The 22,970-nt window shown below is 70.6% G+C and carries 11 protein-coding genes; 4 read left to right on the forward strand and 7 right to left on the reverse strand.

What is annotated here, in order from left to right; all coding sequences use genetic code 11:
* The first annotated feature begins 250 nt into the window (after positions 1–250).
* On the forward strand, positions 251–3,631 hold the full coding sequence (locus tag C6570_RS03830; RefSeq protein ID WP_164675483.1) for an IPTL-CTERM sorting domain-containing protein: 3,381 nt from the start codon (positions 251–253) through the stop codon (positions 3,629–3,631).
* 154 nt (positions 3,632–3,785) lie between these two features.
* Here the strand turns inward: C6570_RS03830 and C6570_RS03835 are convergent, their stop codons facing one another.
* From C6570_RS03835 to glnE, 5 genes are all read right to left on the reverse strand, one after another.
* On the reverse strand, positions 3,786–4,397 hold the full coding sequence (locus tag C6570_RS03835; RefSeq protein WP_106702041.1) for a rhomboid family intramembrane serine protease: 612 nt from the start codon (positions 4,395–4,397) through the stop codon (positions 3,786–3,788).
* Positions 4,397–7,507, reverse strand: coding sequence for an efflux RND transporter permease subunit (locus C6570_RS03840; protein ID WP_106704502.1), 3,111 nt, complete (start codon positions 7,505–7,507; stop codon positions 4,397–4,399). Before C6570_RS03840 ends, C6570_RS03835 begins: the two co-directional genes overlap by 1 nt.
* Before the next feature lie 78 nt (positions 7,508–7,585).
* Positions 7,586–8,857 (reverse strand): efflux RND transporter periplasmic adaptor subunit, encoded by a 1,272-nt coding sequence (locus tag C6570_RS03845; RefSeq protein WP_106702042.1) that lies wholly within the window; start codon positions 8,855–8,857, stop codon positions 7,586–7,588.
* Positions 8,858–8,898: 41 nt separating this feature from the next.
* Positions 8,899–10,488 carry an efflux transporter outer membrane subunit gene (locus C6570_RS03850; protein WP_106702043.1) on the reverse strand — a complete coding sequence of 530 codons (1,590 nt, stop codon included), beginning with the start codon at positions 10,486–10,488 and terminating at the stop codon, positions 8,899–8,901.
* A 418-nt stretch (positions 10,489–10,906) separates the two neighbouring features.
* A complete protein-coding gene (glnE, locus tag C6570_RS03855; RefSeq protein WP_106702044.1) occupies positions 10,907–13,885 on the reverse strand; it encodes a bifunctional [glutamate--ammonia ligase]-adenylyl-L-tyrosine phosphorylase/[glutamate--ammonia-ligase] adenylyltransferase in 2,979 nt (992 codons plus the stop codon).
* 69 nt (positions 13,886–13,954) lie between these two features.
* Between glnE and C6570_RS03860 the strand changes: the two genes are divergently transcribed.
* The 3 genes from C6570_RS03860 to C6570_RS03870 are packed head-to-tail and all read left to right on the forward strand — an operon-like array spanning position 13,955 to position 21,010.
* On the forward strand, positions 13,955–18,109 hold the full coding sequence (locus tag C6570_RS03860; protein WP_245896290.1) for a YhdP family protein: 4,155 nt from the start codon (positions 13,955–13,957) through the stop codon (positions 18,107–18,109).
* A complete protein-coding gene (locus C6570_RS03865) occupies positions 18,106–18,927 on the forward strand; it encodes a carbon-nitrogen hydrolase family protein (RefSeq protein ID WP_106702045.1) in 822 nt (273 codons plus the stop codon). The genes C6570_RS03860 and C6570_RS03865 overlap by 4 nt, the downstream gene beginning before the upstream one ends.
* Positions 18,928–18,931: 4 nt before the next feature.
* Positions 18,932–21,010 (forward strand): two-component system sensor histidine kinase NtrB, encoded by a 2,079-nt coding sequence (locus tag C6570_RS03870; protein ID WP_106702046.1) that lies wholly within the window; start codon positions 18,932–18,934, stop codon positions 21,008–21,010.
* Positions 21,011–21,126: 116 nt separating this feature from the next.
* On the opposite strand, the gene C6570_RS03875 is transcribed toward C6570_RS03870, so the two are convergent.
* Entirely contained in the window at positions 21,127–22,329 is a 1,203-nt protein-coding gene (locus tag C6570_RS03875) for a threonine ammonia-lyase (RefSeq protein ID WP_106702047.1), read from the reverse strand.
* 92 nt (positions 22,330–22,421) lie between these two features.
* Complete coding sequence (locus C6570_RS03880) at positions 22,422–22,847, reverse strand: transcriptional regulator (RefSeq protein WP_106702048.1); 426 nt, start codon at positions 22,845–22,847, stop codon at positions 22,422–22,424.
* Between the last annotated feature and the right edge of the window lie 123 nt (positions 22,848–22,970).

The following is a 22,970-nucleotide window of genomic DNA, read 5'->3' on the forward strand; positions in this document are numbered from 1 at the left end:
ATCGTGACAAAATTAAATTTGTCAAGCCTCGATGTATTAGAAGCGCAACGCGCGCGAGAACAAAGGCGCGATTCGGTGAAATAGTGGCGGTTGAGTCGGCCGCGCTATTCATTTGACATTAAGCTCCCGTGCCATCAAATAACAGGAGGATCCCATGATCGAGGCATCGCCGGCGCGGCCAGATATCGTGCGACAGCGTGTTTGCGCTCCTAAAGGGCGGGCTTGGGCTGGGTTGCTGCGACCATGGCTTGTGGGTCTATTGGGCCTGTGCGCGCTCGGCGCCGGGGGGCAAGCCCTGGCGCAGTCGGCCGATCTGCTGGTCAACCAGGTCCCTGCGCCAGCCGCGCTGCCGGCCGGCGGCGTGGTCACCTACAACGTCACGGTGACCAACAACGGTCCCAACGCGGCGACGGCGGTGGTGCTGAGCGACACCATGGATGCCGGCGCCACGGTGCTGTCGGCCATGCCCTCGGGCGGCGGCAGTTGCGGCACCCCGGCCGCCACCTTCACCTGCAACTGGCCCAGCCTGAACAACGGTGCGTCGGTCACGGTGGCGGTGCAGGTGCGCCTGCCCACGCCCGGCGTGTGGAACAACGTGGTCAGCGTGAGCAGCGCCACGCCGGATCCGACGCCAGACAACAACCGCCTGTCGCGCTTCGCCACCGCCACCGCCGCGGCCGACCTCGTGCTCACGGCCAGCACGTCGGCACCTGGCGCGGGCATTGCCGCCGGCGCGCCCTATACCTACACCCTGGGCGTGAACAACGCCGGCCCCAATGCCTTGCCGGCCGGCGAGACCACCACGGTGACGTTTGCCGTGCCGACCGGCGCCGCCATCACGGCGCGCCCGGCGGGCCCGGGCTGGACCTGCACGCCCGCCACCGGCTATCCGCTGACCACGGGCACCATCACCTGCACCCGCACCGATGCCCTGGCGTCCGGCGCGGCGTTTGCCGCCATCACGGTGCCCGCCGTGGCCCGCACCGTGGGTACCGTCTCGGGCAGCTTTAACGTCGGCTCCACCTTCCCCGACGGCGAGCTGACCAACAACACGCGCGTGGTGAGCGTCACCGCCTTGGCCGGCACCGACATGAGTGTGGCCAAGACCGCCAGCCCCAGCGGCACCGTGGCGCTGGGCCAGCCGGTCACCTACACCATCACGCCGCGCTACCAAGGTGGCGCCGCGCCGGCCAGCGGTACCGGCGAGGTGATCACCGTCACCGATACGTTGCCGGCCACGCTCACCTACGTCAGCCACAGCGCGCCGGCGCCCTGGGTCTGCAATTACGCCGCGCCCGTGTTGAGCTGTACGTACCCCGGCCCGTACACCGGTTCGAACTTCAGCAACCTCCCCGCCATTCAGTTGGTGGCCACCCCCAACACCGAGGCCAACGGCGTCGCCAACACCGCCACCGTGGCGGTGCCGGGCGACGCCAACGCCAGCAACGACAGCGGCACGGCGACGGTGGACGTCAGCAACAAGGCCGACCTGATCACCACCAAGAGCGCCAGCATCAACCCCGTCACCGTCGGCCAGAACTACAACTTCACGGTGCGCGTGCGCAATGACGGCCCGGTGCCGGTGGCGGCCGGGCAGACGCTGACGGTGACCGACAGCATTCCCGCGGGCATCACCATGCGCGCGCCTGTCACCACGGCCGGCTGGACCTGTACGCCGAACACCGGGTTGCCGCGGGCGGGCCCGTTTGATCTGACCTGCACCCGCACCGGCCCGTTGGCCGTGGGCGGCAGCGTCGCTTTCGCCGTGCCCGTCGTCAACACCGTCAACGGCGCCCTCACCAACACCGCCTGCGTGGCGCTCAGCGGCGCCGGCCCCACCGACCCCACCGGCAACACCGGGAACAGCTGCGCCAGCAGTGGCGTGACCACCTCCACCACCACGGCCGATCTGGTTGCCAGCAAGACCGCCTCGGGCACGGTATTCGCGGGCGATAACCTGACCTACGTCATCACCGTGCGCAACGACGGGCCTGACCCGGCCACCAACGTCGGTGTCAACGACACCGTGGCCAACCTTCTGGCCACCGGTGGCGTGCAGAGCGTGACGCCTAGCCAAGGCGCCTGCTCACAGCCCGCGGGCCCGTTTCCGCTCAACGTCACCACGGCCAACATCAACTGCAACCTGGGTACGCTGGCCAACGGGGCCAGCGCGACGGTGACCGTCGTCGTCAAGCCGGCGAATACCACCTCCGCCGACCTCAACCGGACCAACACCGCCATCGCGCGCTCGGCCGACGTCGGCGACACCGAACAACCCAACAACACCGCCAACGTTACCAGCGTGGTTAGCCCCCGCGTTGACGTGCGCGTGACCAAGAGCGCGCCGGCAACGATCAAGGTGGGCGAGCCGCTGACCTACGTGCTGACCGCCATCAACGATGGTCCGTCCACCGCCGCGACGGTGCGCATCACCGACGTGATGCCGCCCAACACCCACTTTCTGAGCGCCGGCACGCCCTCGGGCGGTGGCAGCTGCCCCACCGTGCCCGCCGTCGGCTCCGCCGGCCAGACCCTGGCCTGCGAGTGGCCCAGCATCCCGCCCGGCACGCAGTACACGGTGACGGTGCGCGTGCGCCCGCTGCCGGCGGCGCAGGGCAGCAACATCGTCAACACCGTCAACATCACCACCGCGACCACCGAGTCCAACAGCGGCAACAACAGCGCCCAGGCGACCACGGCCGTGACGGCGGCGCTGGCCGACATCACGGTGACCAAGGCCGACACGGTCGACCCGATTCCGCTGGGCACCGACACCGAGTACGTGATCACGATGCGCAACCTCGGTCCGTCGTACGCGCACAACCTGGTGATGACCGACAGCTTCCCAAGCGGCGGCAACTCGGGCGCGGTGTTCGCCTACCGCGGCGGCCTCACGGTGACACCGGCCGGTGGCACCTGCACCGAACCCGCGCTGGGTGCGACCACGGGGGTGCTCGCCTGCACCTTCGCCGGCATCGACGTCAACGAAGTCATCACGGTACGCTATCGCATGCAGGCCAGCGCCATCACCGACCCGGCGGCCTACTCGGCGCCGCACTACAACCGCGTCACCGTCGCCGTTGATGAGCCCGAGGCGCAGACCACCAACAACGCCACGGTGGAGTTCACCACCACGCGGCGCGACCCCATCGCCAACGACCTCTCGGTGACGCTAACGCCCAGCGCGCCGGCGCTCACGCCCGGCACGCCGATCACCTTCACCATGACGGTGAAGAACGAGGGCACCAACGCCATGAGCGGCCAGGCGGTGTTCACCCTGCCGCCCGGGCTGGTGTTGCCTCCGGGCGCCACGCTGCCGGCGGGCTGCACGCTGACGGCGCCCAACCAGATCACCTGCACCGTGACCAACCTCGCGCCGGGGGCCAGCCAGCCCTTTGCCATCACCCTCGACGTGCCGGCCGGCTACACCGGCGGCGCGGCCACGGCCACGGCGGTGGTCAGCGCCACGGGTGATCAGGTGTCCAGCAACAACAACGCCAGCGCCACCGTGCTCGCGCCGGGCAGCGGCGGCGTGACCGGGGTGCCGACGCTGGGCGAATGGGGGCTGCTGCTGCTCAGCCTGCTGGCGGCCGTCGCCGGGCTGCGCCAGATGCGGCGCCAGGGCCGCTGAAGCGCTGGCGGCGCTCGCTTGCCGCGAACCGCCGGCGGGTTGCGCGCGCCCTGATGGGCAGCGCCCCCGGGCACCGGGTGGCGTGGCGCGGCCGCAGCGCTGGATTTCAAGCCTTTTTGCTGCCTGGCGCTTGTCTGGTAAGCGCTGGTAGCTATCAACTTAATAGTTCCCGGTGGCGTGCCACTCGGCGCTGCGCAAGTGGCTCCAGCAGCAGCAGCATGCCCGCGCCCACGCTGGCGCTGGCCAGGTGCGCGGCCAGCACCACGTTGAAACCCCAGGCGCTGTCGAAAGCGACGGGCACCGCCCAGCCGCGCTCAATGGCCAGCTTGATCATCAGGCCGCCGCCCACCAGCAGGCCCAGCCAGCGCAGCGGCGGATCGGCCAGCGCCCGCAGCGCCACGATGGCTGCCGCCGCGTGCACCAGGCCCGACAGGCCGTAGAACCCGCCCACCGCCGGCCACAGCATCAGCGCCAGGGTGCCCAGCGGCCAGGTCAGCCCCAGCGCCAGCGCGTCGCGCGGCGTGGCCTTCAGCGCCGTGCCCAGCACCGCCAGGGCCACCAGCGCCAGCGCGTTGCCCAGCAGGTGCGGCCACAGGAAGTGCAGCAGCGGCGCGGTCCACAGCGTCCAGGGTTGCGTGCGCCACAGGTCGTGGTGCCACATCCAACGGTCCGGCACGACGTGCCCCGCCACACCGGCCAGCCACACCGCGACGCTGAGCAGAATCAGCAGGCCGCACAGCAGCGGCCAATAGAAGGTGCGCCGCATCAGTGCCCCGATCCGCTGGTTGCTCCTGTTTCAGGAGCTGTTGGCGCAGGCTGGACGTGCGCATGCCGCCGATATTGCTTGCCAAACCAGGCGGCGATGTCGTCCACGTAGGTGTACACCGCAGGAATCACCAGCAGGCTGAGGAAGGTGGAGGTGATCAGCCCGCCGATCACCGCCACCGCCATGGGCGAACGAAAGCTCGGGTCGGCCGCGCCCCAGCCGATGGCGATGGGCAGCATGCCCGCGCCCATGGCCAGCGTGGTCATGATGATGGGGCGCGCGCGTTTGTGGCAGGCGTCCATCAGTGCGTCAAAGCGGTTCATGCCGCGCTCGCGCCGCGCCAGGATGGCGTATTCCACCAGCAGGATCGAGTTCTTCGTGGCCACACCCATCAGCATGATCAGCCCGATCAGCGAGGGCATCGAGAACGACTTGCCCGCAATCAGCAGCGCCACGAACGCCCCGCCCAGCGACAGCGGCAGCGCCGCCAGAATGGTCACCGGGTGCAGCACGTGGTGGAACAGCAGCACCAGCACGATGTAGATGCACAGAATGCCCGTCAGCATCGCCAGGCCGAAGCCCAGGAACAGCTCGCCCATCACCTCGGCGTCGCCCACCTCCACGGTGCGCACGCCGGCGGGCAGGTTGCGCATCGACGGCAGCTCCTTCACCTTGGCGGTCACGTCGCCCAGCGCCTGGCCCGACAGCTCTACCTCCAGGTTGACGTTGCGGGCGCGGTCGTAGCGGTTGATGACGGCCGGGCCGCCGCTGTAGCTCAGCGTGGCCACTTGCCCCAGCGGCACCGGGCCCTTGGCGCCGGGCACGTGCAGGCGCGACAGCACATCCAGGTTCTGGCGGGCCTCGTCGTCCAGGCGCACCACGATCGGAATCTGCCGCTGCGCCAGGTTCAGCTTGGGCAGCTGCGCATCGTAGTCGCCCAGCGTGGCCACGCGCAGCGTGTCGGCGATGGCGGCGCTGGTCACGCCCAGGTCGGCGGCGCGGTTGAAGTCGGGCTTCACCGCAATCTCGGGCCGCACCAGGCTGGCGGTGCTGGTGATGCTGCCCAGGCCGGGCAGGGTGCGCAAGTCGGCCTCTACGGCGCGGGCCGCCTGCGTCAGCGCGTGCGGGTCGTCGCCTTGCAGCACCAGGATGTATTTCTCGCCCGATCCGCCCAGGCCCACCTTGGTGCGCACGCCGGGCAGCGAGGCCAGGCGCGCGCGCAGGTCGGCCTCGATCTTTTGCTTCACGGGCCTTTCACCGCGTGGCGACAGCTGGATGGTCAGCGTGGCCTTGCGCACGTCGGCGTTGGCGCTGGCGAACGGGTCGCCACCGGCCGATCCGCCGCCGATGGTGGTGTACACGCTCTTGACGTATTCGTTGCCCAGCAGGCGCTGGCGCGTTTCCTCGGCCACGCGCGCGGTCTTGGCCAGCGTGCTGCCCGGTGGCAACTCGATGTAGACCTGCGTTTGCGAGTTGTCGTCCGGCGGAATGAAGCCCGTGGGCAGCAGCGGGATCAGTGCCAGCGACCCGATGAAGAACAGCGACGCCGCCACCATGGTGATCAGGCGGTGGTGCACGCACCACGCGGCCCAGCGGCTGTACACCTGCAGCCAGCGCGGGTCTTTCGCCTCTTGCTTGGGCGGCTTCATCAGGTAGGCGGCCATCATGGGCGTGAGCATCCGCGCCACCACCAGGCTGGCGAACACCGCCAGCGCGGCCGTCCAGCCGAACTGCTTGAAGAACTTGCCCACCACGCCGGTCATGAAGGCGGTGGGCAGAAACACCGCGATCAGCGTGAACGTGGTGGCGATCACGGCCAGGCCGATTTCGTCGGCTGCCTCCATCGCCGCCTGGTAGGGCGATTTGCCCATGCCCTGGTGGCGCACGATGTTTTCCACCTCGACGATGGCGTCGTCCACCAGAATGCCCACCACCAGCGACAGCGCCAGCAGCGACACGATGTTGATCGTGAAGCCGAACAGGTACATGCCGATCAGCGCCGGCAAGATCGACATGGGCAGTGCCACCGCCGCCACGAAGGTGGCGCGCCCATTGCGCAGAAACAGCCACACCACCACCACGGCCAGCAGCGCGCCTTCGCCCAGCATCTTTAGCGACGCGTGGTATTCCTCTTCCACCGGCGTGACGAAGTCGAAGGCCTCGGTGAAGTGCATATCCGGGTGCGCCGTGCCCAGCTGCGCGATGGCCGCGCGCACGCCCTTGCCGATTTCCACCTCGCTGGCGCCGCGGCTGCGCGCCACTTCAAAGCCCACCACCGGCTTGCCGTTCAGCAGCGCGGCAGAGCGCGGGTCGGCCACCGTGTCGCCCACCGTGGCCACCTGATCCAGGCGCACGCTGCGCCCGTCGGGCAGCGCGATCGGCAGCGCGCGCAACTCGCTGGCGCTGCCCACGGTGGCCAGCGTGCGCACGGGCTGCTCGCCCTGGCCCAGGTCCACACGGCCGCCCGCGCTTTCCATCTGCACCTGGCGCAGTTGGCGCGACACATCGGCCGCCGTCAGGCCCAGGCCCTGCAGGCGCGCCGGGTCCAGATCGACGTGCACCTGCCGCGTGGCGCCGCCCACGCGGTTGACCGCACCCACGCCGGGGATGGCCAGCAGGCGCTTGGCCACGTCGTTGTCGACGAACCAGGACAGGTCGGCCGCGTCCATGCGGTCGGACGACACGGTGTAGGCCAGCATGGGCTGCGCCGCCAGGTCCAGCTTGGCGACGATGGGTTCCTGCAGATCGGTGGGCAAATCGCTGCGCACGCGCGCGACGGCCGAGCGCACGTCGTCCTGCGCCTCTTGCAGGTTTTTCTCCAGCTGGAATTCCACCAGGATGGTGACGGCGCCATCCACGATGTTGCTGGTGATGTGCTTGACGCCTTGCACTGTGGCCAGGCTGTTCTCGATCTTGCGGGCCACCTCGTTTTCCAGCTGGCCCGGCGTGGCGCCCGGCAGCGCCGCGACCACGGTGACCATCGGCATTTCGATGTCCGGAAAGTTCTGCACCTTCATCTGGTGAAAGGCGAACAGCCCCCCCAGCGTGAGCAGCACGAACAGCATCAGCGTCGGCACCGGGTTGCGGATCGACCAGGCGGAAAAATTCATGGTGTGGCCATCCTGTGAGGCGGGCTGGGCCATCGGCGGGCGAGGCTTCGGGGCGGCTTTCGCAGGGCCATTTGCTACTTATTTGCTAGCTGCCTGCGCTGGTGCAGAGGGCGCTGGACGCGGTTTTGATGTAGAAGCTGCGGACGTGGGCGCATTCGCTGGCGCGGACGCAGCTGGCGTATCGTCCACCACCGTGACGCGGTCGCCGTCGTTCAGAAAGCCCGCGCCGCGCACCACCACGCGCGCGTTGGCCGGCAGCGCGGTGGTGATTTCCACGCGCCCGTCGGCGATGCGGCCGGTGTCCACGCGCTGCAGGCGCACGCGCCCGTCGTCACCCAGCAGCAGCACGTTGGCAAAGCCGTCGCGCATCACCACCGAGTCCTGCGGCACCGTCAGCGCGGCGGCGGTGCCGATGTCGAAGCGCCCGCGCGCGAACATGCCCGCGCGCGCGGGCGATCCGGCTGGCAGATCCACGTACACCAGCGCGTAGCGGGTGCGCGCGTCCACCGTGGGCGCCAGCTGGCGCACGGTGCCCGTGACCACCGTGCCGGCGCCGGGCGTGCCATCGGCGCTGCGGCCGGGCAGCTCGATCTGCGTGCGCTGGCCGGGGCGGATGGCGGGCAGGTCTTCGGCCATCACCTCGGCGCGCCATTCCAGGCGGCCTTGCCGCACCATCTGGAACAGCTCGGTGCCCGCGCCCACCACCTGGCCCACGGTGGCCGCGCGCGCGGAGATCACGCCATCGTCCGGCGCCACCACCTGCGTGTTGCGCACGCGCAGGTTCTGGCTGGCGACCACGGCCTTGGCCGCTTCCACGCGGGCGCGGGCGGTTTTCTCGGCAGTCGAATACTGGTTGATCTGCTGCTGGCTGAGTGCGCCGCTGGCCTGCACGGCGCGGGCGCGTTCGGCGTTGCCGCGCGCGTCGGCGTAGGCGGCTTCGGCCTCGGCCAGGCTGGCGCGCGCCTGCGCCTGATCCTGCTGCACGGGTGCGGCGTCAAAGGTGGCCAGCACCTGGCCTTTCTTGACGCGGTCGCCCACGTTGGCGCGCAATTCCTTCAGGCGCAGGCCCGCCACGTCGGCGCCAATGCTGGCTTCTTGCCAGGCGGCGATGTTGCCGTTGGCGGCCAGCTCGCGTGCCCATTCCACCCGCTGCGGCGCGGCGGCGGTCACCGTGAGCGCCGCGCGCGGCGCACTGGCGCCGTTGGCCGGGGCTGCAGCGCCCGCGGGGGCCGACGCCTTGGCGGCGCTGTCGTCCTTGCCGCCGCAGGCGCTGAGCAGGGCGGCGCAGGCCACCAGCGCCAGCGCGGCGACGGGGGCAAAGGTCGGCTGAGTCGGGCGGGGCAAGGGCATGCAGCGGGCTTTCAGGCGAAGTGTTGGGGGGCGTGCGGGCGTCATGGCGCTTTGGCGGTGCGGGGTGCGGCGGCTGCGGCGTGGGCGCCGCCAGGCACGCTGGTTGCAGAGTCACCTGCGTCCGCAGGCGGGGCCCAGCCGCCCCCCGCAGCGCGGTACAGGGCCACGCCAGCGGCGTCGCGGTCGTGCAGCACCTGGTTCAGCGCGATCTCGGCGTTCAGCAACGTGCGGCGCGCTTCTTCAAGATCGGGCAGGCTGGCCATGCCCTGGCGGTACATGGCCTGCATGGCGTCGAACTGCTGGCGGAAACCGGCGACGGCGGCGCGCGCATCGGGCTCGCGCTCGCGGGCGGCGGCGCCGTCGGTCAGCGCGGTTTCGACTTCGCGCACGGCCTGGCGCACCTGGCTTTGGTAGTTGGCCACCGCTTCGTCGTAGGCGGCGCGCGCGGCGGCCTGGTTGGCGGCGATGCGGCCCCCGTCCCAGATCGGCAGCGCCAGCTGCAGCGGGCCGAACGTCCAGGTGGTGAGGTTGGCGTGCTGCCCGCCCGAGCGCAGCTGCAGCGCTGCGATGTTGCCGCCCAGGCTGAGCGCGGGCCAGCGCGCGGCGTCGGCGGCGTCGATCTCGGCGCGCGCGGCCAGCAGGCTGCGCTCGGCGGCCCACACGTCGGGGCGCTGGCGCAGGGTGTCGGCGGGTAGTTCTGCTATTGAAAAAAGAGCTGTCGGCGCTGGTGGCAACTGCGCTACGGCCATTTTTTGCTCTATGGTGGATTCAGTCACGCCGGTCAGCGCGACCAGCGCCTTGCGCTGCGTGTCGCAGGCCGCGCGCTGCTGCACCACGCGCGAACGGCCGTCGGCGGCGCTGGCGTCGGCCAGGGCCGCGGTGGCGGGCGCGGTGAAGCCCGCGTCGCGGCTGATGCGCGCCAGCCGCGCCGTTTCGCCGCGCGAGGCCGCGTCCGCCGTGGTGGTGGCCAGCATCGACTGGCACAGGCGCAGGCCGTGGTACGTGGCGGCCACGTCGGCCACCAGCGATACGCGGGCCGACTGGGCCAGCGCATCGGCGCCGTCCACGCGGGCGCGGGCGGCTTCCACCAGGCGGCGCTGGCGGCCAAACAGGTCGATCTCCCACTGCGCCTGCAGGCCCGCCTGCAAGGTGGTGACGATGGGGGCGCGGCTCACGTCCTGCGCGCCGCCGCTACCGCTGGCGATGCCGCTGTTGTTGCCGCGGCTGGCGCTGGCGGCGCCGTCCAGGCGCGGCATGAGGCCTGCGCGCTGGCTGCCCAGCTGGGCGCGCGCGGCATCCACCCGCGCCTGAGCAGCGGCCACCGTGGGCGCGTCGGCCAGGGCGGCTTCCACCAGGTCGGCCAGGGCGGCGTCTACCCCCGGCTGGCGCCACCAGTCGGCCAGTTGCGCGGCCGAGCCGCCGTGCGGCAGCGGCGCCACCCACTGCGCGGGGGCCAACTGGGCCAGTGGCGGCGCGGGCTGCGGCGGGGTGGCGGCGCAGCCCGTGAGGGCCAGCGCGGCCGCGGCGAAGAGCGCCGGGGCGATACCGGCGCACGCAAGCGGGCGCCAGGGCCGCGCGGTGCGGGGCGGAAAGAAGTCTGTTGCTGAAAGCCGGTCGAAGGCAGCGCGCATAAAGAATGTGCCGGGGGCGATTCGCGGTGGGCCAAAGGGCAAGCTGGCCGCACCACCCAATGCGAACGGGCGCCTTGCTGAGCTGGCGGATGGGGCACCGCGCAGAGCGGGTGGCGCGCCATGGCAGATCACGGCTGGGCGGACGGCGCTGCGGCGGCGCACAGCACCGCCACGGCAGGTGGGCGAAATTAAACCACGCCCACCGTGACGGATGACGGGCGCCACCGCGCCGCGTGGGGGGATTGCCGACGAGCCGGCGCCGCCTGGGCGCCCCAGCGGGGCCTCTTGCGGCGCGGTTGGCGCGCGCCGTGGCAGGCGGCGCAGCGCGGCTCCTCCCGCTTCAGGCTGCGGACGAGGGCGGGTGTGCTGCAATAAACATAGCTGTCAGCGCTGGTGCCGCGTGCGCTAGCGGCCTGTTTCACTCAAAAACCGTATGCCACAGCCGCAGGATGGCCGCGCATTCGGTGGCGGCGGCTTCGGGCGGCAACTGGGTGGGCTGCTCGTCCAGGCGCGCACGGTGCTGGGCGCGGCGCAGTTCGCGGTAGGCATCGCCCGCCTGCTCGCCCACGCCCGGGGGCAGCAGGCCCGCTTCTTCGGCGCGGCGCAGGAGGGAGATGTTGCCCAGGTTGGGCTCCAGCGCGGGGTGGTCGGCGCTGTGGGCCAGCACCAGGTACTGCGTGGCGAATTCGGCGTCGACCATGCCGCCCGGGCTATGCTTGACGTCGAACAGCCCATCGCGCACCGGGTGCGCGCGGCGCATGCGGTCGCGCATGCCCACGATCTCGGCCTTGAGCGAGGCACGGTCGCGCGGCGCGGTGACCACGGCGTGGCGCACGGCGTTGAAGCGCTCGACCAGCGCGTCGGCATCTGTGTGGGCTTCGAGCGCGGCAGGTGAGGCGTTGGGGGGCAGCGAACCAGGCGCAGCCGGGCAGCGTGGGGGCACCTCCGAGCCGACGCCGGGCCGCCCCAAGGCGGCGAGCACCCCCTCGGGGGGCAGCGAACCAGGCGCAGCCGGGCAGCGTGGGGGCACCATCCTTGCCCGGGTCATCGCCTGGTGCTCCCAGGTCCAGGCGGTGTTGCTGCCGCGGTTTTCCTGGTAGTCGGCGTACGACTCGAAGCTGGTGACCAGCAGGCCAGAGCTGCCGTTGGGCCGCAGCGCGGTGTCGATCTCGAACAGGTCGCCTTCGCCGGTCTTCACCGTCAGCCAGTTGATCAGCTTGCGCACCAGCGCGCCGTAGATTTCGGGGGCGCGCTCGTCGTCGTCGTCAAAGACGAAGACCAGATCCAGGTCGCTGCCGTAGCCCAGTTCTTTGCCGCCCAGCTTGCCGTAGGCGACGATGCCCAAGCGGGGCGCGTGGCGGTGCTTCTGGCGCAGCAGCGGCCAGCACCAGCGCAGGGTGACGCGCAGCACGGCGTCGGCCAGGGCCGAGAGGTCGTCGGCCACCTGCTCGACGGTGATGCGCCCTTCCAGGTCGCGCACCAGGGTGCGGAACACCTCGGCGTGGTGGCCGCGGCGCAGCAGGTTCAGCAGGGTTTCCTCATCGTCCTCGCCGGTGCTGGCCAGCGATTCGCGGCGCCATTCCAGCTCGCGCTCGAAGGCGGCGGGGTCGAACCGGTCGCTCAGCAGCGCGGGGCTGGCCAGCTCGTCGATCACGCCGGGATGCTGCATCACGTAGCGGGCGGGCCAGCGCGCGGCGCCCAGCACACGCAGCAGGCGTTCGTGCACGGCGGGGCGCTCCAGCAGCAGCGCCAGGTAGGTGTCGCGGCGCAGCAGCGGCTCGATCCAGTCGAGCAGGCGCAGCACGCTGGCCTCGGTGGTGCGGCCTTCGGCCAGCCACTGCGCGGTGCGCTCCATCAGCCGCCACAGGCGCTGGCGGGCGGCGTCGCGCAAGGCCTGCACGCGCGCCTGCTCGGTCCATTCGGCCAGGCGGGCCCGCATGTCGGGGGGAAACAGCGCGGCCAAGCCTTCCAGGCCGGCGCCGGGGCGCATCTGCGCGGGCGACTCGGTGGCGCAGGTGCGCCCCGGCGCCGGCGGTTTCTTCTGGCAGCCCTTGCACTGGCCGTCGTTGCCCAGCAGGCGATCGAATTCCTCGGCGACGAATTCGCGGTGCATGTCCAGCTCGCTCAGGAAGGCGCAGGTACCGTCGCAGCCCATGGTGCGGGCGATCCAGTCGAGGTCGGCGTCGGCCGTGGGCAGCATGTGGGTCTGCTGGTCGTCCAGGTACTGGATGCGGTGCTCGACGCGGCGCAGGAACACGTAGGCCCGCGCCAGGCCGTCGGCGGTGTCGGCGGGCATCAGCCCGGCGCGCGACAGGCGCTGCAGCGCTTCCAGCGTGGGGCGTGTGCGCAATTCGGGGAACTGGCCGCCGCGCACCACCTGCAGCAGCTGCACGGTGAATTCGATCTCTCGGATGCCGCCGCGCGACAGCTTCACGTCGTTGGCGCGCTCGGGCCGACCGGCGCTGCGCTTGCTGGCGTGGTCGCGGATCTGCTGGTGCAGCGTGCGCAGCGATTCAAAGACGCTGTAGTCCAGGTAGCGGCGGAACACGAAGGGCAGCACCACGCCGCGCAGGGCTTGGGCCGAGCCGTCTTCAATGGCCGCGCGGGGCGCCACGGCGCGGCTTTTCATCCAGGCAAAGCGCTCCCATTCGCGGCCCTGCACCAAGAGGTATTCCTCCAGCGCGTCGAGCGAACACACGGTGGGGCCGGAATTGCCGTTGGGCCGCAGCGCCAGGTCGACGCGAAAGACAAAGCCGTGTTCGGTGGTGTCGCCCACCAGGGTGTAGATGGTCTTGACCGCGCGGGTGAAGTATTCCTGCACCGTGATCTGGCCGCGCCCGTCGTCGCGGCCGGTGGTTTCGCCGTCGTCGTCGTAGATGTAGATCAGGTCGATGTCGGACGACACATTCAGCTCGCGCGCGCCCAGCTTGCCCATGCCGATCACCCACAGCTCGGCGCGCTGGCCGGCCTCGGTCATCGGCGCGCCGTGGCGCTCGTCCAGCTGCGCAAAGGCGGTGCGGCAGGCGGTGTCGAGTGCCAGCTCGGCCAGCCGGGTGACGGCGCCGGTGACCACCTCCAGCGGCGCTGCCTGCTCGCAGTCCAGCACCACCAGGCGCTCCATCACCAGCTGGCGCAGGATGCGCAGCGCGGCGCTGGCGTCGTGGCCCTGGGCGAACAGGCGATCCAACCCCTGGCGCAAGCTTTGGGCCGTGGGCGGGCCGGGCGGCAGCAGCGCCAGCTCATCGGCGTAGCGGCGCCGCAGGCGCTGCACCAGGCGTGAATGCAGGGCCGCCCCTTCCAGGCCGGCCGTGGCGGCGCTGGCGTGGGTTGCTCCCTGGCCCTGGGTTAACAAAGATTCACTGCTTTCGCGAGAACCTCCGACATCGGCGCGGGTCATAATTTCCTCACTGCTTTGTGGAGGGGACGCAACTGTGCCGTCCACCTCATCTGTTTGTTCCGAACGCCGTTGTTCCAGCTCTCCATCCAAGCCGCCGCCGTCGTGATGCGCTGGGTAACGCGCCTCGTGGGCGTGGCCATCGCGCTGTTGATCCTCGCAGCGATCGTCCTCCACTGGGTGATTGTGCCGCGCATCGACGAATTCCGCCCGCGGCTCGAATCGCTGGCCACGCGCGCCATTTCGGCCCCGGTGACGATTGGCGCGCTGCGTGTTGAATCGAATGGTCTCGCACCGACCGTGTCGCTGCACGACGTTCAGGTGCATGACCCCACGGGACGCGCTGGCTTGCAGCTGGCGCATGTGCTCGCCTCGTTTTCGGTGTTGTCGCTGGTGCGCGGCGAACTGGCGCAGCTTGTCATCGACCAGCCCACCCTGGAGGTGGTGCGCACCGCCGAAGGCCGTGTGCGCGTGGGCGGTATCGACATGTCGGGCGACGCTGCCGGCGATACGCGGGCGGCAGACTGGTTTTTTTCGCAGGACGAGTTCATCGTGCGCGGCGGCCAGGTGCGCTGGGTGGACGAGCAACGCGGTGCGCCGCCCGTGGCGCTGAGCGACGTGCAGGTGGTGGTGCGCAACGGCCGCCGGCGCCACCAGATGCGCATCGACGCCACGCCGGACGCAGGCTGGGGCGAGCGCTTCACGCTGATCGGGCAGTTTCGCCAGCCGGTCTTCTCGCGCCACGCTGGGTATTGGAAGGATTGGGGCGGTGAGGTCTATGCCGACATCCCACACGCCGACGTGTCGCGGCTGCGCCTGTACGCCGACCTTTCTACCGACTGGGGCGTGGACCTGCGCCAGGGGCAGGGCGCGTTGCGGCTGTGGGCGCGGGTGGCCAAGGGCCAACCGACCAGCGCCACGGCCGATCTGGCGCTGGGCGCCGTGTCGGTCAGCTTCGGGCCGCAGCTGGAGCCGCTGGCTTTTGCCTCGCTCACCGGGCGCGTCAACTGGCGCGACCAGGGCCGGGGCCTGTCGCTGAACACCGAGGGCCTGAAGTTCGTGGATGCCGACGGCCTGGCCTGGCCGGGCGGCAACTTCAGCTTTAACTACCGCGAGCCGCTGGGCAGCGACAAGGGCGGTGGCACGCTGGGCGGCGAACGGCTGGATCTGGGCGCGCTGAACAAGATTGCCGCGCGCTTGCCGCTGCCGCCCAGCGTGCATGAGCGACTGCGCCAGCACCCGGTGACAGGGCTGGTCGATTCGCTGGACGCGCGCTGGGATGGGCCGCTGGAGGCGCCGCTGGATTGGCGCGTGCGCGGCCGCCTCTCGGGCCTGTCGGTGGCGGCGCTGCCCGCGCCCGCCGACGCCAAGGGTGAGGCGGTGCCCGGGATTCCCGGCGTACGCGGCGCCGCGATCGACGTCGACGTCGGCCCCGGCGGCGGGCAGGCCAGTGTGAGCATCCAGGGCGGTGCCCTGAGCTTTCCGGGCGTGTTCGAGCAGCCGGAGATCGCGCTGGCGGATCTATCCGCCACCGCGCACTGGCGCAGGGACGGGCAGCGCATCGCCCTGACGGTGGCTGACCTGAGGCTGCGCAACGCCGACGCCATCGGCAGCTTCAAGGCGGCCTGGCAGACCGGCGACGGCCAGCAAGTGCCGCGCTTTCCCGGCGTGCTGGATTTGCAGGGCAGCTTCTCGCGCGCCAACGGCGCCAGCGTGCACCGCTACCTGCCGCTGGCCATCCCGGCGGACGCCCGGCACTACGTGCGCGACGCCATCGTCAAGGGCGAGGCGCGCGACGTGCAGGTGCGGGTCAAGGGCGACCTGCGCCACGTGGCCACCAACCAGCCACCGGCGGGCACGGAATTTCGCATTGCCGGCAAGACGCAGGGCGTGACGATGGCCTACGTGCCGCGCGCCATTCAGCCGGCTGGCCAGTTGCCCTGGCCGGCGCTGGAGGATCTCTCGGGCGAGCTGATCTTCGAGCACGCCAGCATGCAGATCCGCGACGCGCGGGGCCGCGTGCAGGGCCACCCGGGCTGGCAGTTCACGCAGATCCAGGCGGGCATTGCCGACCTGGACCACGCCCGCGTGCTGGTGGATGGCGAAGGCCGGGGCCCGCTGGCGGCGGCGCTGGGCATCGTGAAGTCGTCGCCGGTCACGGGGTTCATCCACCACGCGCTGGACGAGGCCGAAGGCACTGGCGAAGCCGCGCTTCGCCTGAAGCTGGACCTGCCCATCAGCCACATCGACAAGGCGCAAGTGGAAGGACGTGTCTCGCTGAAGGGCAACGAGCTTCGCATCACCCAGGATTCACCCCGGCTGGCACAGGCGCGGGGCGACGTCAGCTTTTCGCAGGCGGGGTTTGCCATCCACGACGTGCGCGTTCAACTGCTGGGGGGCGAGGCACAGGTCAGCGGTGGCATGCACCACAAGCCGGGCGAGCCCGCGCCGGATGTGGTGGTGCGCGCGCGCGGCGTCGCCACGGCCGATGGCCTGCGCGGCATGAGCGAGTGGGCGCCCCTGCCCGCGCTGGCGCAGTACGCCAGCGGCAGCGCGCCGTACGACGTGTTGATTCAGTTCAGCGGCCGCCAGCCCGACGTGCAGGTCAACAGCGACCTGCGTGGCATGGCCTGGAACCTGCCAGCGCCGCTCAACAAGCCGGCGGATGTCAGCTGGCCTCTGCGCTATGTGTCGCGCCCGCTTGGCGAGGATCGGTCTGAATTCAGCCTGCGCGTGGGCGACGCGCTGTCGGTGGCGTACGAAAAGGACAATGCCAGGCCCGCCCGGGTGCTGCGCGGCGCCCTGGCGCTGGGCGCGGTGCCACCCGACGGCGCCCGGCTGCCGGCCAGCGGTGTCAGCGCGCGGGTTCAGCTGCCGCGGCTGGAAACCGGCGCGTGGGAAGACGTACTGGCCAGCCTGACCCGCCCCGCTGGTACGCCCGACGCCGCGTCGGCCGGGCTGGGCAGCGAGTATTTGCCCACCCACTGGGAGGTGAAGGTGGGCGAGCTGGTGCTGGACGATCACACACTGCACGGCGTGGCCGCCTCAGGCACGCGCACGGGCGCGATGTGGCGCGCGGACGTGCAGGCGCGCGAACTGGCGGGCCGGCTGGAATACAGCGAAGGCGCCCAGGGCCGCCCCGGCAAGGTGCGCGCCCGCCTGGCGCGCCTGAGCATCCCTTCGCCGGCGCCCGGCGAAGGTGCTGCCGTGGTGGGCGAGCCGCCGGCCGACATTCCCGCGCTCGACGTCGTGGTCGATGACTTCGAGCTGCGTGGCAAAAAACTGGGTCGCCTGGAACTGCAGGCCATCAACCACGACGTTGTCGCACCGCGCCAGGGTGCCGACACCCCGCAGGACTGGGAGCTGACGCACTTGTCGCTGACCATGCCCGAAGGCACGTTGAACGCCACCGGGCGCTGGGCCACGCGCGTGCGCGCGCCTGCGCTGTCGGTCGACCCGCGCGGGCCGCGCGCTGCGGACGATCGCCGCCGCACTGTGCTGAATCTCAAGGTCGATATCCGCGACGCGGGCGCGCTGCTCAAGCGCTTCGACATGCCCGACGTGGTGGCGCGTGGCAAGGGCACGGTGGCGGGCGAGCTGGCGTGGATGGGCGCGCCTTCGGCGCCGCACTACCCCACGCTGAGCGGCAAGCTGCACCTGGACGTGGGCGCGGGGCAGTTCCTCAAGGCCGAGCCTGGCATCGGCAAGCTTCTGGGCGTGCTGAGCCTGCAGGCGCTGCCCCGGCGCCTGACGCTGGATTTCCGCGACTTGTTCAGCGCGGGCTTCGCGTTCGACTACGTGCGCGGCGATGTGTCGCTCGACCGCGGTGCGGCCACCACCAACAACCTGCAGATGAAAGGCGTGAACGCGGCCGTGCTGATGGACGGCAGCGCCGACATCGACCACGAAACCCAGAACCTGCGCGTGGTGGTGGTGCCCGAGATCGACGCGGGCACGGCCGCGCTGGCGGCCACGGCCATCCACCCGGCCATCGGCATTGGCGCGTTCATCGCGCAGCTGGTGCTCAAGCAGCCGCTGATCAAGGCCGCCACGCGCGAATTCCATGTGGGCGGCACCTGGGCCGACCCGCAGGTCACGCAGATCAAGGGGCGTGCGGGCGCGGCCGCCAGCCCGCCAGCGCCCGCCGCTTCAGAACCCGCGCCCGCCGCATCGGAGGCGCAGCGCTCGCAGCTGCCGCAGAATGCGGCGATGGAGGCGACGTCATGAAACTCGCGGCGATTCAAATGGTGTCGTGCACCTCGGTGGCCGACAATCTGCGCGCGGCCCACGCCTTGTTGAGCGAAGCGGCCCGCGGCGGGGCCGAACTGGCCGTGCTGCCCGAATATTTCTGCGTGATGGGCCGCCAGGACACCGACAAGCTGGCCCTGCAAGAGGCGCTGGGCGGCGGGCCCATTCAGGACTGGCTGGCGGCCACCGCGCGCGAACTCGACCTGTGGATCGTCGGCGGCACGCTGCCGCTGTCGCGCGAGCCCGCCGACCCGCGCCGTGTGCGCAACGCCTCGCTGGCCTTTGCACCGAGTGGCGAGCGCGTCGCCTGCTACGACAAGATCCACCTGTTCCGCTTTGACGACGGCACTCGCGTGTACGACGAAGCCGCCGTGCTGGCCGCCGGGCGCACGCCGACGCTGTTCGATCTGCCCTCTCGCGACGGCCACACCTGGAAGGTGGGCATGAGCGTGTGCTACGACCTGCGCTTTCCCGAGCTGTACCGCGCCTACGCCGCGCAGGGCGCCGATCTTCTCTTGGTGCCCAGCGCCTTCACCCACGTCACCGGCATGGCGCATTGGGAGGTGCTGCTGCGCGCGCGCGCCATTGAAAACCTCTGCGGCGTGGTGGCCGCCGCGCAAGGCGGCCTGCACGAGAACGGCCGTCGCACCTGGGGCCACAGCATGGTGGTGGATGCCTGGGGCCAGGTGCTGAACAGCCGTGCCGAAGGCGCGGGCGTGGTGCTGGCTGAGCTGCTGCCGGCTGAGCTGGCCGCGCGCCGCGCGCAGCTGCCGGCCCTGTCGCACCGCGTGCTCTGAGAGGATGGACGCCAGCGCGCCCCCGGCCGATCGCCGCGCGCTGGCGCCTGGGCGCGTGTCGCTGAGCCTGGCACTGCGCTGGCTGCGCAGCGTGTGGCGGCGCTGGATGCTGTGGGGCCTGCTGTCGCTGCTGGTGCTGGTCGTGCTGGGGGTGCTGGTCTGGCTGGCGCGCGGCCACGAGATCGACCAGGTTCAGCGCGCGCTGGAGCGCGACAACGCCGACGCCTTGCAGGTGCTGCGCAACGGCTTTGCGCTGAACGTGCAGGATCTGCATGGCCTGAGCGCCATACCGGGCGGCGAGGACGAATGGCGCACGGCCGCGCACAAGCTGCTTGAAAACCACCGCGAATGGCTGCGCCTGGAATGGCGATCACCCACCCTGGGCGTGCTGGCCATGTCCGACAGCCCTTACTACCCGCGCCTGGGTGCGGTGGATGAGCGGCTCAGGGGCGAAGCCGACATGGGCGCCGCGCAAGCCTGCACCAGCGCACGCAACCTCGGTGGCCCAGCCTACGCCCCCAGCCATTTCGTGACGCGCGACAACGGCGTAGGTGAAGAGGTGATGGCGCTGTGCCTGCCGCTGATGCAGGGGCCACGGCGCGTGGGCTATCTGGTGGCCACTTATTCGCTGGCGGGGGTGATTTCGCACATGCTCGGGCCGCAGTTCACGCGCCGCCAGCTGGTGGCCTTCACCGAGCTGGACGGCACGCGCCTGGCCGTGGTGGGCGCCCCGCGCCGCGGCGCACGCTTGTTCGTGACCCAGCAGATCCTCGACCTGCCGGGTAACGCCATGATGCTGCGCATGGAGGGCGGGCGCCCTCCGCCCGACGTTTTTCCTAACGTGCTGACGGCGCTGGTCACGCTGCTGTCGATCGCGCTGGTCACCGTGCTGGTGCTGTTGGTGCGCGACTTCCGGCGCCGCCAGCTGGCCGAGGCCGGGCTGGCGCAGGCGCTGGCGTTTCGCAAGGCGATGGAGGACTCGCTCGTCACCGGCCTGCGCGCGCGCGATCTGGACGGCACCATCACCTACGTCAACCCGGCGTTCTGCGACATGGTGGGCTACAGCGCGCAGGAGTTGATCGGCCAGCCCACGCCCGCGCCCTACTGGCCGCCCGAGAACGCGCACGAGTTCCGCCACCGCCAGGCCATTCGCCGCGCGGGCGAAATGCCACCGCGCGAGGGGGTCGAATCGGTCTTCATGCGCAAGGACGGCACGCGCTTTCCGGTGCTGATCATCGAGGCGCCGCTGATCACCGCGCAGGGCGGCCACACCGGCTGGATGGGCGCCGTGCTGGACCTGACCGCGCAGCGGCGCGCGGAAGAGCTGTCGCGCGCCAGCCATGAGCGCCTGCAGGCCAGCGCGCGCCTGGCCACCGTGGGCGAGATGGCGTCGCTCATGAGCCACGAGCTGAACCAGCCGCTGGCCGCCATCTCCAGCTACGCCACCGGTTCGCTGAACCTGCTGGACGCCGAAGGCGCCGCCACGGCGCGCGATGCCACCATGAACGACGTGCGCGTGGCGCTGTCGCGCATCGCCGAGCAAGCTGGCCGCGCGGGCAAGGTCATCAACAGCGTGCACGACCTGGTGCGCCGCCGCACCACCACGCGCCACGCGGTGGCGCCCTACGCGCTGTTCGACGCCATCCTGCCGCTGGTGCACCTGCAGGCGCACAAGCTGCGCGTGAAGGTGCAGCTGAACGTGCCGCCCGATCTGCCGGATGTCTGGTGCGAGCCCACCATGATCGAGCAGGCGCTGCTCAACCTGGCGCGCAACGCGATGCAGGCCATGGCGGAGGTGCCCGGCGAGCGCCGGCTCACGCTGGCCGCCCAGCGCGTGCCCGCGCAGCCCGGCCAGACGCGCGACGCGGTGCTGTTCAGCGTGGCCGACACCGGCACCGGCATCAGCGAAGAGGTGGCCCAGGCGCTGTTCACGCCGTTCTTCACCACCAAAACCGAAGGCATGGGGCTGGGCCTGTCGCTGTGCCGCACGGTGGTGGAGCAGCACGGCGGCGCCATCGCCCACCGCGCCCACGTGCCGCGCGGCACCGTGTTCAGCTTCACGCTGCCCGTGGCGCGGCGCTGAGTTGTACTTGAAATTGCTTTGATTTTGATAGCTGCCAGCGCTGGTGGCGCAAGCGCTGGGAGCCAATTTTTTCTATAGAACGTCGACGTGCCTGGCCGCGGCGCGCACCGTCTGAGTCACCCCATCAGCCGCGCCTGCATGCCCTGCGCGTTCAGCGCCGTCAGCAGTTCCTGCACATGCGCCGCATCGCGTGTTTGCAGCACCATCTCGATCTCAACGTGCTGCGCTGCCAGCAGCGTGAAGGCGCGTTGGTGGTGAATCTCCTGCACGTTGGCGCCCGCCTGCGCCACCAGCGCCGTCACCCGCGCCAGCGAGCCCGGTACATCGCGCGTGTTCACCACGATGCGCGCCAGCCGGCCCGAGCGCACCATGCCGCGCCCGATGATCGCCGCCAGCAGCATCGGGTCGATGTTGCCGCCCGACAGCACCAGCCCCACCCTGCGCCCGGCAAAGCGTTCGGGGTGGCGCACCAGCGCGGCCAGCGCCGTGGCGCCCGCGCCTTCGGCCAGCGTCTTCTCGATCTCCAGCAGCATCACGATGGCCTGTTCCACGTCGCCTTCGTCCACCAGCAGCAGCTCGTCCACCAAGTCGCGGATCACCGGCAGGCAATGCGCACCGGGCGCGCTGACGGCAATGCCTTCGGCAATGGTGCTTTCGCCGCGCGGGTGCGTGCTGCCCGTGACGGCGTTCACCGCGCCCGGAAAGCGCTGCGTCTGCACCCCCACGATGCGAATGCCCGGCTTGATCGCCTTCCCGGCGGTAGCCACCCCGCTGATCAGCCCACCGCCGCCGATCGGCACGATCAGCGTGTCCAGCCCGGGCTGCTGCGCCAGCATCTCCAGCGCCAGCGTGCCCTGGCCCGCCATGATGGCTTCGTCATCGAACGGGTGCACGAAGGTCAGCCCCTGCTCGGCCGCCAGTTCGCGCGCATAGCTGCTGGCTGCGTCCAGCGTGTCGCCGTGCAGCACCACTTCGGCGCCAAAGCCGCGCGTGCGCGCCACCTTCACCCCTGGCGTGAAGCGCGGCATCACGATCACCGCGCGAATGCCCAGCCGCTGCGCGTGAAACGCCACCCCCTGCGCGTGGTTGCCCGCACTCATGGCGATCACGCCCTGTGCGCGCTCCTGCGCGGTCAGCTGCGCCAGCTTGTTCAGCGCACCACGCTCCTTGAACGACGCGGTGAACTGCAGGTTCTCGAACTTCAGGAACACCTGCGCCCCGGTCAGCTGCGACAGCGTGCGCGATTCCACGCAGGGGGTGTTCAGCACCTGGCCTCGCAGGCGTTCGGCGGCTTGTTGGATGTCGGTCAGTTGCAGCATGGCGCCATTGTGCGCTGGCCGATGGCACGGGGTTGATTCCTATTTTGATAGCTACTCGCGCTTTATGGACGGGCACCAGCGCCTGAAAACGTCTAAAGATCCTCGGCGCCGCCATCGCCGCCGCGCTGCGGCCCGTGCACCTTGGCGAAGGTCAGGATTACCTCGCGGATCAGCTTGCGCTGCGGGGCCGGCAGTTGCAAGAAGGCGTCGAAAGTCTCGCGCTCCAGGTAGCCCACGCCTTCGTCCCAGCGTTTCTGTTCTGCGCGCAGACGTCTCAAATTCCGGTCGCCAAAGCGCAACTGGTGCGGCTCTACCTTGAGCCAATGGGCCAGCACCTGCAATTTGTCCTGTTGGGGAATGGACTGTCCGTTCAGCCACTTCCAGGCCGTTTGCCGCTGAATCGGAGCACCCGCCCATTCGCGGTTGAACCCACGTTCCAGCACTGCAGCGCTGGGCGCTACGCGCCGCGCTTCCAGCGCCGCGCGCAACCGCGCACTGAACTCTTGCTTCTCATCCATGCCGTCTAGTGGGCATGGGGTGTGGGTCTGGATGTCCCTTACAGTTGACGTTCTGTGTTTCTTTTCAGGCGACAAAAGTCGACTGACGTATGCCCAAGTCCCTCCTCGAACAACTCTCCGACA

This window comes from Ottowia oryzae, from assembly GCF_003008535.1.
In the GTDB taxonomy this organism is placed as follows: Bacteria; Pseudomonadota; Gammaproteobacteria; order Burkholderiales; family Burkholderiaceae_C; genus Ottowia; species Ottowia oryzae.